The organism is Planktothrix paucivesiculata PCC 9631 (assembly GCF_900009265.2).
In the GTDB taxonomy this organism is placed as follows: domain Bacteria; phylum Cyanobacteriota; class Cyanobacteriia; order Cyanobacteriales; family Microcoleaceae; genus Planktothrix; species Planktothrix paucivesiculata.
The window spans coordinates 151178-163974 of the sequence record NZ_LR734992.1; the positions used below are offsets into that span (position 1 = coordinate 151178).

Below are 12797 nucleotides of genomic sequence, written 5' to 3' on the forward strand. Positions count from 1 at the left end.
CATCTAACTTAAGGAATAAAAGCTAAATCAGTTATATAGAGCAAGAGAGGGATGGGAAATACCGATTAAGAAAGCTCAATAGGAAATAGTCTGCTTAATACTTCCTAATATTTTATGATCTATCCTTTTCAAAATTGGCTTTTCTTGGCAAACCGAGGAATCAAGATAGTGGGATTAGAATACTGTACAACGGATCGAGTCAGGATTTTAACTCACTTCTATGAATGGGGTCAAAATCTACAACTGCCTGTTTTATTTTGGAATTGTGGCTACCGATGTTTTCAGCAAGTTAGTTGTCAAGATAAAGGCGGGTGCCGCTTAGAGAATACTAATTTACAAGCCAACTCCGATCCGCTTTTAGATTTATTAGAAAATCAAACCGAAGGAATTTTTATTATTGAGGGAATTTTAGAGTTATCAGGAGCAGATCTGACGGATAAACAGCGTGAATTTCAACTGGTTAATGCTTACTATCACTTATCAGAAAATAAGCATCGTCAGTTCTGGGTTTTATTGGAAAATAATATCAATTTACCTGCTAATTTACAACCTTTAATTCCAGTGCTGAAAGCTCCTATTGCGGATCGAATTTGGGTGCAACAAAAAGTTGCTTCATTTTGCCATGACACTTTCTCGATGCTGGGAAAAAAAGATACTGCTATTCAAGAAAGTTTAGTGCGAGCTTGTCTAGGATTGGCACAAGGAGAAATTGAGTTAATTTTACAACAGAGTCTAGCATTTACTAACAGTTTTGAAGACCTAGCTGATTGGGTACTCAACTACAAAGTTAACAAATTGCAAGGGCGAGGGTTAGAGTTAATTTCTGAACCGGATGTTGTGCAAGCCGGAGGGTTAGAATTGCTAGACGAGTTTCTCTCAAAAGTTGCTTCTTTACTCAATCCAGAAGCCGAGAAATATGGGCTTAGATTTCCCAAAGGAATGATTCTTTGGGGGCCACCTGGCACTGGAAAAAGTTTGAGTGCCAAGTTAGCCGCCAAGAAGATGGGAGTGCCTTTATTAGCTGCTGATTGGGGCGCAATTATTGGTTCCCTAAAGCCAGATTTGGCACTGCGCGAGTTGTTAGAATTGGCTCAAGCTTTAAGCCCAACAATTTTGTACTGGGATGATTTTGATAAAGGGTTTGCAGGTTGGAATTCTAATACGGATGGTGGAGTTTCAAGGCGCTTATCGGGGAAACTATTGACTTGGATGCAGGAAGTACAACAGCCGATTTACATGGTAGCAACGGTTAATCGATTGGGGATGTTACCCCCAGAATTAATTCGTCGCTTTGATGATATTTTCTTCGTTGATTTACCCCATGAAGGGGCAATGTATGACATTTTTAACCTACATTTGCAAAAGTATTTCCTAGAGTTTCGCAATTCTTCTCAATCTCCTTGGACAGATGAGGAATGGCGAATTTTGTTACGGGATTATCGGCTTTGCACCCCTGCTGAAATTGGCAATGCCGTTAAAAAATGTGCCGAGGAAATTTACTATCGCAACTATCAGCAAGGGAAACAACCGGAACAATTAAAGATCACTTTAGAAGATTTACGACAGCAACGTGATCAATTTACACCAGCTTTGATTCGAGATGAAGAACAGATTTTAGCAATTCGTAATCAAGCAACTTATGCCCGTCCGGTGGCGGGTGTAGATGTTTCAAAATTTGCGATTCCTCCTCAAGAATTGTTTGGCTAGGATTACTCAAACAAATTCTTTTGTTGATAGGTTGGGGTGGGTTTGCTTTGTTGTATAGTTCGGGAGAGAATCTGATGGCTGAAAGTCTTGGTCAATTCTTGAAGATTATACATTGAGTGGCTCAACTCCCCTAATGTAATAGATTGATAGCGTTGCACTTGTTCAGTATTATTCGGCTCGATATAATCTGGCAGTTCAATGATGTCTACAGGTTGGTAATCTAAGGTTTCAATATACTGGTTCCAGTGGATTCCAAATTGTTCAATATTCTTCTTAATTTGTTCGCTTAGGCAATCTAATTGCAGAGAAATCTGAAGGCGAGTTTCGTAGCTGGCTTTTTGCCAAAAAATCGAATTCACTAAATGTTTTCGAGCCGTCGCTAAGGTTGAAGCAAGTTCTAAATAAGCTAAGGCATCATATTTTTCAGAATGTTCTGGCCCAGCTTGGAGGAAGTTTTTAACTTGATGGTAAGCGCAGTGGATTAAAGCTTCATCAACGGTTCCATAAAACGGACTTGTGCGAGGGACAGGCATAAATTTTCTCTCAACTTGTCCCTCTCAGTCCCCGTTATGGGGATGAAATGGAAAATTTTCCATTTCAAAAACTTTCCGCTTTCTAAGCACAGTTTGTTGCAGAAATTAGTATTCGTTGCTCTCCATTAAAGTTCCAACTCTCCAAGTGGTATTAACATCTTCAGGACTGTTAGCGCCAATTTCTTCCCCTTTAAGCCAAGCGGATTTCTCAAAATAATCAATTTTGAAAAAGTAGCGATCGCCATCTAATTCTAAAGTCACAAAATCTCGTTCTCCGTAAGGGTTATTATCGGGTGAAAACGAGTTAAATTCTTTCAGCAATTGGAGAAGTTGTTGTTGCTGTTGGGGAGGTAGAAGCCCAACACTATGGGACAAATGAATAGCCCCAACTTGTGAATTTTGAGAGCGTAATTGATCATTAAGACGAGCAATTTGTTCAGCTTTTGTTAAGGTGTCAGTCATATTTTTTTAAACAATCTTCACCCTCAATCGGCGCGTTAGCGCGGAAGTTAGGTGAGATGAAGAGCTTCCCAACCCACAATAATCCCAGAAAATGAACTGCGATGGCGTAGCCGCCGCCTGTCGGCATCGCTTAAACCCACCTATTCCAAAAAAAGGAAAAAAGGCAAACGGAAGGGACATGGTGGAAAATTTTCCACCATGTTGACCTCTCATCGGATAATGCGGCTAATTTTGGACATCTGCAATTAAATTGACTAAAGGCATTGAATAATAGAAAAATCTAATTAATCTATAGAACCCCTCTAAAGTGTACATTTGCTCAGAAATGACATATACGCTCTTAAGTCAAACTCAACGCCAACGGGTCAGTGATGGAGTCGTAACCTCTCTATTGAGCGGTTGCGAATCCTCACCCAGACAACTCGTGCTAATCTGGCCCCAATTGGGAGATTTCGATAGCTTGGAGTATGCTTGGTGGTTAAAAAGAGAGGCTAAACAGCTTCAAGCGCAAGGAATCGCAATCCGGGCCGTAGGAATTGGCGATCGCACTTCAGGACAGCGATTCTGTGACTATACAGGATTTCCCCCAGATTGTTTATTTGTTGACCCCACCGCCGACCTGCATCAAACCCTGAATCTTTATCCAGGTCTATCCCTCAAACTCCCCGGTTTATCGCCGGGTGTCAACGCTTATCTCAACTTAATGCTGATGTGTGCTGGAATTGGTAGCCCAGGGACTCTAGCGGAAGTATTCCGGGGCTATCGGGGTGATAAAAAAGCCCCTCAATTAATTGGGGATGAAGAAATTGTTCAAGCTCCTCCTTTACCCCCACTCAAAGGTTCATTATTCAAACTAGCAGGAGGTCGTGGTTTTCAGCGTCCCTTTGAGTTAGCCACGTTGCGACTGCGAAATATGGGAGAAGTGCTAAGTCACTGGAAAAGTTACGTTCCCGATTCAGCTTATCTAACCCAACGAGGAGCCACTTTCTTATTTAATAGTCAAGGAGAATTACTCTATGAGCATCGAGACCGCGCCATTCTGGGCTTCGCTGCCGAGATGAGTAATCCGTTATCTTTTCTCACAGATTTTGTTAATAATAAAAAAAAATAAAGCGCAAAAACTATTTCCTCGGTGGCGAAGGTAAATTAGGAATAAAACTCTTGCCATCAATTAATCCTAATCCATTGGCTTCCAATCGCTGCCAACTGTCATACAAATCCGTTAAATTACTCGCCACCCGTCCCGATAAAAAATCCCGATCTGCCATTGAAGTTGCTTGATTCTTCAAACATATCCTGACTGCATAATTATAAATTGCCCAATCCTTACGAGTCAACTCACTCAACCCTTTGGACAACTCCCCATCTCTGACCGAAGGCAAACTTTCAGTTGAGTTTCCCCAAATTTGTTGCTCAAACTGTTGAAGAAACACCTCAATTTCATTCTCAGCACACCGAAATAGAGAAACACAAACTCCTTTCGGAATCACAGTTGGTAAAGTCTGCCGAGTATGAAATTCAAAAATCTCCAACAAATCCGCATCATGTAAAATAAAAATTCCTGAATCATTGGGTATTAAACCCGAATCCAGATGTTCTAATTGGGGAAGAATCTCTTGAATTTCAATAGAATCTGAAAATTGATAAACCGTATAATCGGACGAATCTGGATACAGCGTGTGCTTCAACCAATTGATAAAATAAGCAGGAGATTTAAAATGGGCTTGAGGAAAACTAACTCTATTTTCAGCTTGAGAATTTGAAGATAAGGGTTTATGATTGTCAGGCTTTAGAGAAGGAGAAACTGCACCTCTCAATTGAGACGGTAACAACTCCTGAATCGAGCGCACATACAAACTTTGCAAACGCAACATTGTCCCCCCATCCGAAAAAATCAAATCCCCCTTACCTAATAACCCCGTACAAAGCTTTCCCCATTCCTCCACATCCAAAATCACCGCTCCCGCCTTTGCACTTTGCAACCTCAACCCCAACCGTACCCCCATATTCACCTTAATCTTCGTACTTACCACATCCGCCTTCGGGTACTGAGTAAACAACACCAAATGAATCCCCGCCGCCCTCGCTAAAGCACCCAGCCCCTCCACTAAAGCTTCAAACTGCCCCTTTACCTCTTTATCCTTCGTCAAATACTGAATTTCATCAATAAAACAAACAACCCGCGGCAACCGCAACTTTGGCTCCACCTTCGGGTTATAATCCTCCAAATCATTCGCCCCCACCTGCTCAAACCGTTCATATCGTTTCTGTTGCTCGGCATCTAAATTCTCCAACAAATTCAACGCACTATCCGTATCCCGACAAACCGGATGCCATAACCAAGGCAAAGCATCAAATTCCTGTTTAGCAAACGTGACTCGTTTAACATCAATTAAACACACCTGAACCCGTTCAGGAGGATAGCGTAAAATCAAACTGGCTAACATCGCCTTCTGTGCTTCCGACTTCCCCGAACCCGTTGCCCCTCCCCCCAAAACATGACAAGTATTCGGGTTGGCTAATTCAATTTCTACCAATTGCCCATATAAATTTACCCCCATTGCCATCCGCACAGGTTCTTCATCGGGTAAAAATTGATAAGAAATGTAGTTTTCCAGAGGGCAAAACTGTCGTTCTTGTTCACTCAAATTCAGGTCGAACGCCACCCCTTGCGTCAAAGCATGAATTAAAGGCGGTTGCGATAAACCCAAAGCAATTTGAAGATCCCGTTCTCGATTTTTCAGGTCAACCACCTTCACCTTCACTTGAGCATTCACCACCGGTTTGAGTACCAACCGTTGAGTAGTTGGCCCTCGATGTCCCTCCACCCAATCACAAGGCAAATTGTAATGCAGTAACGCTTCAATTAAAGCTTGTCCTATAGGTGCTAAAGGATGATTATTTGGGGGTAAGGTAACAGTGTTAGAAGCCGCAGGTTGTAAAGATTCAGTTGGATAAGAAGACTGTTCAAGCATCGCTTCCATCACCCGTTCCCGTTGAGTTTCTTGGTAATAGCGAGTCACCGCCAATTGATGTTGATAATCCTCCTCTTCCTGTTGCTCCTCAGCCCGTACCAAGGGTTCTAATTTACTAATCCGAATGGCATGGGATAAACTTACCCCAGACAAAACAATACCACTGCCCGTTAACGCTAATTGCAGCACTTTTAAAGCCGTGGTATTTCTCGGTAAAACAAACGGAGGAATCAATAATAGTAAACTCCCCAAAAATAAATATAAACCACTAATTTTATAAGCGGATTCCAGCGTTTGATTAATTAAGCGACTGCGGTAATTCAGTTGTCGAGGTTGGAACATAATAACATAAATCCTAACCCAAGATTAAACTTAAAAACGACTTTCCTTTTTTAATTAGTTTTGAACCCACCGACTCAACAGCCAGAGCAAAATCCCTATCACAGTAGATAAACCCGTAAAGATAAGAATTCCATAAAGTTCCATTAGTTCGATTTTCAGTATCTTAACCCAAGCATCATCTCCAACCCAACCGACTATTTGAGCTAGGATAAATGCAATTAAAAAAAAACAGCGATCGCTAACCCTGCTGTATTTAATTCACTGGCGATCGCTAATATTAATGTTAAGCTAATACCCATCAGGAATAAATTAGCTCCGATTAAAAGTTGGCAAGGAAGTGAAGCTCGTTTCCAATTCATCGCTCTTATTCATTCTCCCAGGATTTTTGGATTTGCTGACGATACTGAGCAATTTTGTTAACGGCTTGTTTGTTAGCTTGATCAATATTGAGAGACATTTGAGCATATTGAGGTCGAAGTCTATGTAATTTCTGAGCATAATTGGAATTAGCCCCTAATTTTTTAACTTCATTACCTGCAAGTTGACCTTTATAAGCATAATGAGCTAAATGAACCGTTGTATCCGCATCATCAATTTGCTTAAGGGCTTGATAAGATTCTTGAGTATGTTTGGCAGATTCTTTTCTCTGTTTCGCTACTTGTTTGAGAACCACTTTCTCCTCTTTAGAAAAATAGCGAGGTGAATCTAAAACAGGAACCGAACGAATCGAAGCAAAATTACCTGGATTAGTGGGCGAGAAAACAGTGGTATCTGTTGGTTGAAGTACCTGGGATTTATCAATTTGATGAGAGCCATAACCCGAGTTGTTTCCACTTCTTATTCGGCTCCAAGCCTCTAAAATTCGATTAAAAATTCCCATTGGGATCTCTCCTCAAAAATTGAATCCAAACCCGAGTACAAATTAGCTCAATCTGGACTCGATTTGTTTGAACTTGAATCTGTCGTCGCCCCAGGATGTAACCGATACTGGCTGACATGACACTAACAGCAATAATCAACAGCCATTGGGTTGAAACTATAAAGCGAATGGGGTTAATCAACAATTTTAAGGAAGTTGAAATCGCCACTTTGTAATCATGAAAAACCAAAATCATCAACGTTGTTATCAAAGTAACGGCTATCGAAAGTTGTCGAACTTGCTGTTGTCCGCGTTGTTGCCGTTTTCGAGTGTATTCATTCATTAAGACAACCCAAACATCAACGCCGAGGTCATACTGACAGGATATACAGAAGTCGGCTGAGACCAATAATGTTGTAGTTGATTGAGGAGGTTTTTGAGGTGTTTCATATCCTGAGATGGAGTAGAAGTAGACAAGGAAGAAAGGGTATTTTTGAGTTCAGCTACTATACCCAGCAAATCTTGTTGCTGAGAAAGCTGGGTGTGTTGGAGGCTTAACAGTTCCTCCAACAACGTTTGAATTGCATCGGTATGTTCACTCGCGTCAAGATGCGCTTTTAAGCGCCCGAAAGCAGTTGAGCACTTGCCCTCCCAATTGAGCTTGCTGTGTGGGAGATTCTAAGTTACGGCGCTCTTGTTTGCCTTGTTGGGCGGCGGTATTGAAAGCCGCTACAAACTTTGACACCGTATCCTCAAGTTTGGCATTGCCCTTATCAGTAGACCCAAACCCAAAAACCTCTAAAAGAATCTTGTCATCAAGCATTTCTTGAATTTTGGGAGCCACCGTTTGAGCAATTTGGGAGGTTTTCTGCTCCCAACGTTCATACAACCCCGCACCAGAAGAATCATACACAGAATGAGTTGTAGTATTGGCATTCACTTGACTTTGTAATTCTTCAATCCACAATCCAATGGCTTCTTCAATTCGGAGTTGTTTCCGTCCTTCACTGCGACTATCACGAATTGCAATAATTTGATTCAGCCAAATGGTCAATTGTTCAGAATTAACTAATTCCAAATTCATCCGAAACTTTTGGCACAACTCACTGAGGATATAACAAATTACATTACTCCCCACGGCTTGTCCTTTGGAGGTCACCGATTGACCTAACTGTTCTAAATCAATGCCATATTGGCTGTAATCCGTTGAAGTTCCATTAGTTGTGTTTGTCATATTTAACCTCGATTTTGACGTTTAGATAAATTGCGAACTCGGTCTAATAAATTGGGGCTATAAGCGAGCCATTCATCAGGATTAAATCGACCCCACCTGACTTCATCAAGGGCTTTTTTCTCTCCCAGGGTTAGGGACATAATCCGAAACGCATCGAGAATTTTTTTGCCTTCTTCTGAAATTAAGGTTCCGTATTCCCCTTCATTGAGTTGAGGCATGACCGCTTTTAAGAGGCGATACACTTTACGGAATTGGGGACGATTAACATTCCACAGGCTCGACTCATAAATGACTTGTTCGGGGTAATAGGCTCTGTTGTTAACAAAGACAACTCTGGGGTCAATAATTTGAGCTTCTTTGATTTCTAAACAGATTTCGATAGTTTCACTCATTCGACTGATTTAAGTTTGTTTAGGGGTGAATCTGAGTCAATTCTAATTTCTCAAATCTTAGAAATTGAATTTAAGGTCAGAAAGAACCCCGTTCAAACTAATTTCCATTGGTCTTGGTGAACATCCTATTAAAGAAAGCCGATAACTGTCAATTTATTGCTGTCATGAATACGGTATTTTTCTAATTCAATTGAGGCGAGATTTGCTGAGTCAGCAAGAAGTTGTTCTTGGAGGTGAAAGGCTGTTTGTTAATTGGGGGTTTTGCTGAGTGCTGAGTGCTGAGTCAGCAGATTAGAAATAGGGGGAGGAATTTAGGAAGGTTTAAGAGGAGTTGGGGAATTTTAAACAATTGTTGGAGATGGGGGGAAGGAGCAAGCGATCGCCTAAACAAGTTTATAATTTCAGATTAAGCTTCTCTGTGGCTATTAATCTTGAAGGCGTCCTAAAGAGATTGAGTTAGAGATTGGCATAAAAAAATCTCCTTAGCTTTAAGGAGACAGAGCGTTGAGGTTGAAAATCAATGGAATTGGAGTTAACCTAGTTATTCAGGTTTAGGTTGTGTAACAGTCTGAACAATCCTGCCGTGATAAATAATTTGTAGGAGTAAGTCTTGTTGTCTAAGCATTAATTGAACACTTTCTGGGCAAGATTTAAAATCCGTTTCAACCCATCTGTAAATCATTCGTTCTTTGCGTCCGGTAATTTGACAGAGTTCTCGAACACAAGCGGCTGTGTACCCCCATTCTTGAGGTTGAATATTGTGGAGAATTGGAACCCAACGCGCACAATATTCTGTGGGGTGGAGAGGAACGGATAACAACTGACGAATTGTGCGAATTTGCCGTAATTTTTCAGTTTTAATTGATGGGGACTTGTTAGGAAAGTATTGGGGCTGCATAGTTTTTATAAAGAGTGCGGAGGGCAAGAAGTAGACGGTCGATGATTGAGTTAAGTAGGTAGGCGGGATTAAGCTAACAATATGTAAAGAACCTCGATCGGCCATTAGAGAGCGTTAGAGCGGTTTACAATCGTTTACATAGTGGCGTTTTATAGATCCTACCTACTTAGAACTGAGGAATTAGAGGTGAGAAAGATATTATTTAAGGCTGAAAAGATAAAAGTTAAATTTAGGGGAAATTAAAATAAAATCCAGCAAAAAAAGAATTTAAAAAGTCCAGATTTTGAAAAGATATTAAATTTTTCAATCAATCACATAGCCGATTTAATAAGTTTTAACTCTTTCTTTTTTCTTGTTCTTTAGCCTTAAATATACAGGTACTCACTAACAATCCCCCAACTCCGCACTCTTAAACCAGAGGTTGGAGTTGGCAAGGTTCAAACAGTTCTTGGTAGGTTTGTCCGCTAACAGGATGGATGATGCTGACCCACCAATAACCGGGACGCTGTTGATATGCTTTGTGGATGGTTCCTTGCATCCCGGTGAAGATGTTTTTGGGGTCAAAGTTGACTCGCACTTGAACACCTGGTTGCAGGTGGGGCTGGATTTGTTGATTAAGGCTTTCGCGCCATTGCAGGAGTTCTTCAAGTTGGGCTTCTAATTGCTCGGTTGTGGAAGTTTGTTTAAGTCGGACGTGACCCGGCTCACTGAGTAACGTTTCTAAGTGCTGTTGTTGTTGAGCAAGTTGTTGTTTGAGATGTTGATTTTCGCTTTTGAGAAGACTGAGTTGGCTTTGAGCTTGTTCAACACCACTCATGCGCTCGAACGTCCATCCGGCTTTAACATCGTTTTGGTCAAGTACGCCAAGCCATTTGGTTTTGGGGCGGTTGTAGGTGTCTAATTCGAGGATGAAGTCATCAACAACGCCTTTGTGTTCTGGGGAATAAACTCGGATGCGATCGCCCACTTTTAATTCACTTAAGGGAACTGGGACGAACTTGGGTTTGAATACGGTGGGTTCGTGGTCGGGGGAGGAAGTGGGTTGTTGCAGTTGAGCAATGAGTTCGTCTTTTTGCAGAAGTTGGGTTTGCAATTGTTCGAGTTGTTGCAAATAGGTTTGGGAAAGTTTTTGCTCTAGGTGTTCAAGTTTTTGCATCAATTCAGCGTTTTTTTGACGTTCGGTGGCTAATGCAGCTTCAAGGTCGTCTGTGGGAGTGCTTTGAGGTTGTGGCGGGATAACAATGGCTTGGGGGTCAAGGTGAGCGCACAGATGTTTGATTTCTTGTTCGGTTTGTTTGATGTTATGGATTAATTGGGCTTCGGCATCCCCTGTGACAGCTTCAGAGAGTTCTTGTTCAAGTTGGACTTTATGCAGGGTGAGGCGAGCTAGACGAAGGGCGGTTTCAGAAGGCTGTTGGGGTATTTTTAGGTCATTCTTGGGAAGTTGAGAAGGTTGGGGGGTGTCTGGGGTTTTTTGAGGCTTGAGTAAAGTTTCAATCGCTTTCAGGGTGAGTTTTTGACCGGAGGTTAGAACAGTTTTAACTAGTTCATCGTTGCCACGGGCAAGAAGGGCGATCGCACTGGTAGCCCAGCCCATCATATTGTCTACAAGTTCGGGCAAACGATCGGCCAGTTCTACGATTTTCAGCCAGTTACGGATTTGCTCTTCGGCATCGGGGAAGTAGTGACTCAGCCATGCTCGAAATTGTTTGGCGGTGAATTGTTCTCGTAGATGGCTGATGCGACGGGCGAGGTCTAGGGCTTGAGTATTGAATTTTCGTAAACACAACCGGATGTTGGAAACGAGGGATTCGGCTTCGTTTTGCAGGGCTTCGGGGATTTCCCCGTAGTGGAATCGAGGTTCAAAGCCCAGAGTAGCAATTGATAGGGTAGTCATGATAAATTAAAGATGATTTTTTATTTGAAAGGGCTCTCCGAGTGTCGGAGGGCTTTTTATTTTTGCCTTCCCAGTTACGAAGAAGCTGAAGACGGCTGGTTGTTTTCTGCTTATATTAGCATAATATCACATTTAGAGATATATGTGAATAATGTGATTATTGTGAAACTTGGGAAAAAAGACACACAGAGTTACACTGAATAGCTGGAGATTGTCTAAACAATGCTGTGGCAGCACAAAAAAAACGAATTACGGTTGAAGTTGATGATATCTATGAGCTAATAGAACAGATGGCTGATGAAGGCCGTCGTTCTAAAGGTGCCCAAATTAGGCTCTTGGTTGATGAAGCCTTAGTAACTAGGGGATTAATTGAGACGCGCCCTGGAGTTAAACCGTATCAAAGCGATAGTGAAGTTGATGAGGTTCGTCTTCAACCGATTACTCTACTGATCAATAAACTGATTGAGGAAGAAATGCCTACTGATAGTGAAATTATCACTTGTGCAAATTTATTAAAAATTGATTCTAAAAAAATTACGGTTTTGTGTAATTTAGTTGTTAATAAATAAGGGGTTACAAGATTAATTATTTATAAAAAATTATGTGTAAATTATTGATTTATGAATCTCCAGTTTTTACATTCTCTATATAGTAATTTTTTGAAAGAAACCCTTTTCAACTAACCTCTCAAATTGTTTTTGCATCGCTTTTGCAGCCACTCGATCAACGAGAAGAACTCCTGCTTCAATATTGCGTTCGTGTGCCGCTTCTGTAAAATTAGCAGAAGTAATAAACAAACGTTCTTCATCCACAACAACACACTTGGCATGGAGACAGGCTCTCGATTCACGGGTTGGAAAAACCGATCGCGGATCATAAAAAACCTCTGGCAACCGTAGCCCCGGCCAAATATTATTCCGAAACTCCTGAGCAAATTCCTTCAGTAAATCTGTGTCAGAAATACGACTTTTATAAGGTCGTTGTACATTCAAAAATAGTTTGACCTGCAAATGAGGGTGGGCATCCATTCGCTCGGCGAGAATTTGAAATAATTTCTGTGCTTTTTTACCTCGATCAATGGCATAGCTGGCAATCAAGATGCTATATTGAGCAGTGGCGAATAATTCGCGCACGACAATAAGTAGGTGGGCATAAATAAACACAAGATGTGATCTAGGTCTAGCAAGCTTTTGAGCTGCGTCTATTTTACGTTTAATTTAGCCTCCCTACTTAGCCATTGTTTATCAGTCTTATGGTTTGGCAGCGGTAAGACAGTGGACTGGGAAAGGCTTTCAAACATCGACTACAGCTTAAAACCGGATGAGCAACGATTTTAATAGGGTTTCCAGTTAACCTTCAGCAATACACCACACTTAGATAAGTAAACACCGTGATTTTACCGTCAATGTCTGCCAGGTCGATGTAGTGATCGCTCACCTGACGCAAAGCATGACTGATTATGGGAAAATGGAATCTAATAGCTCACTGTGGGATTAGG

General features: G+C 41.3%; 14 protein-coding genes. 3 read left to right on the top strand and 11 right to left on the bottom strand.

Features of this window, described 5'->3' with window-relative positions; genetic code table 11:
- Positions 1-114: 114 nt before the first annotated feature.
- Positions 115-1707, top strand: coding sequence for an AAA family ATPase (locus PL9631_RS03235; protein ID WP_083616888.1), 1593 nt, complete (start codon positions 115-117; stop codon positions 1705-1707).
- Positions 1708-1709: 2 nt separating this feature from the next.
- On the opposite strand, the gene PL9631_RS03240 is transcribed toward PL9631_RS03235, so the two are convergent.
- On the bottom strand, positions 1710-2240 hold the full coding sequence (locus PL9631_RS03240; RefSeq protein WP_083616890.1) for a hypothetical protein: 531 nt from the start codon (positions 2238-2240) through the stop codon (positions 1710-1712).
- 105 nt (positions 2241-2345) lie between these two features.
- Positions 2346-2702, bottom strand: coding sequence for a DUF3768 domain-containing protein (locus PL9631_RS03245; protein ID WP_083616892.1), 357 nt, complete (start codon positions 2700-2702; stop codon positions 2346-2348).
- A gap of 325 nt (positions 2703-3027) precedes the next feature.
- Between PL9631_RS03245 and PL9631_RS03250 the strand changes: the two genes are divergently transcribed.
- Positions 3028-3813, top strand: coding sequence for a peroxiredoxin-like family protein (locus tag PL9631_RS03250; protein ID WP_083616894.1), 786 nt, complete (start codon positions 3028-3030; stop codon positions 3811-3813).
- Between the two features lie 10 nt (positions 3814-3823).
- On the opposite strand, the gene PL9631_RS03255 is transcribed toward PL9631_RS03250, so the two are convergent.
- The 8 genes from PL9631_RS03255 to PL9631_RS03290 form a co-directional block, all read right to left on the bottom strand.
- On the bottom strand, positions 3824-6019 hold the full coding sequence (locus PL9631_RS03255; RefSeq protein WP_083616896.1) for an FtsK/SpoIIIE domain-containing protein: 2196 nt from the start codon (positions 6017-6019) through the stop codon (positions 3824-3826).
- A 218-nt stretch (positions 6020-6237) separates the two neighbouring features.
- Positions 6238-6378: a hypothetical protein gene (locus tag PL9631_RS03260; RefSeq protein WP_156090435.1), complete on the bottom strand. Its 141-nt coding sequence runs from the start codon at positions 6376-6378 to the stop codon at positions 6238-6240.
- Between the two features lie 5 nt (positions 6379-6383).
- The gene (locus PL9631_RS03265) at positions 6384-6899 is read right to left on the bottom strand and encodes a hypothetical protein (RefSeq protein WP_083616898.1); all 516 of its coding nucleotides are present in this window, start codon (positions 6897-6899) and stop codon (positions 6384-6386) included.
- Positions 6886-7221: a hypothetical protein gene (locus PL9631_RS03270; protein ID WP_083616900.1), complete on the bottom strand. Its 336-nt coding sequence runs from the start codon at positions 7219-7221 to the stop codon at positions 6886-6888. The genes PL9631_RS03265 and PL9631_RS03270 overlap by 14 nt, the downstream gene beginning before the upstream one ends.
- A gap of 261 nt (positions 7222-7482) precedes the next feature.
- On the bottom strand, positions 7483-8112 hold the full coding sequence (locus tag PL9631_RS03275) for a hypothetical protein (protein WP_083616902.1): 630 nt from the start codon (positions 8110-8112) through the stop codon (positions 7483-7485).
- A 2-nt stretch (positions 8113-8114) separates the two neighbouring features.
- Positions 8115-8504, bottom strand: coding sequence for a hypothetical protein (locus PL9631_RS03280; protein ID WP_083616904.1), 390 nt, complete (start codon positions 8502-8504; stop codon positions 8115-8117).
- 541 nt (positions 8505-9045) lie between these two features.
- Positions 9046-9402, bottom strand: coding sequence for a hypothetical protein (locus tag PL9631_RS03285; RefSeq protein WP_083616906.1), 357 nt, complete (start codon positions 9400-9402; stop codon positions 9046-9048).
- Positions 9403-9811: 409 nt separating this feature from the next.
- Positions 9812-11299: a hypothetical protein gene (locus PL9631_RS03290; RefSeq protein ID WP_083616908.1), complete on the bottom strand. Its 1488-nt coding sequence runs from the start codon at positions 11297-11299 to the stop codon at positions 9812-9814.
- A gap of 227 nt (positions 11300-11526) precedes the next feature.
- On the opposite strand from PL9631_RS03290, the gene PL9631_RS03295 reads away from it, so the two are divergent.
- A complete protein-coding gene (locus tag PL9631_RS03295) occupies positions 11527-11868 on the top strand; it encodes a hypothetical protein (RefSeq protein ID WP_083616912.1) in 342 nt (113 codons plus the stop codon).
- A 75-nt stretch (positions 11869-11943) separates the two neighbouring features.
- Here PL9631_RS03295 and drmC read toward each other — a convergent pair whose 3' ends face one another.
- On the bottom strand, positions 11944-12462 hold the full coding sequence (gene drmC, locus PL9631_RS03300) for a DISARM system phospholipase D-like protein DrmC (RefSeq protein WP_197046248.1): 519 nt from the start codon (positions 12460-12462) through the stop codon (positions 11944-11946).
- Positions 12463-12797: the final 335 nt, after the last annotated feature.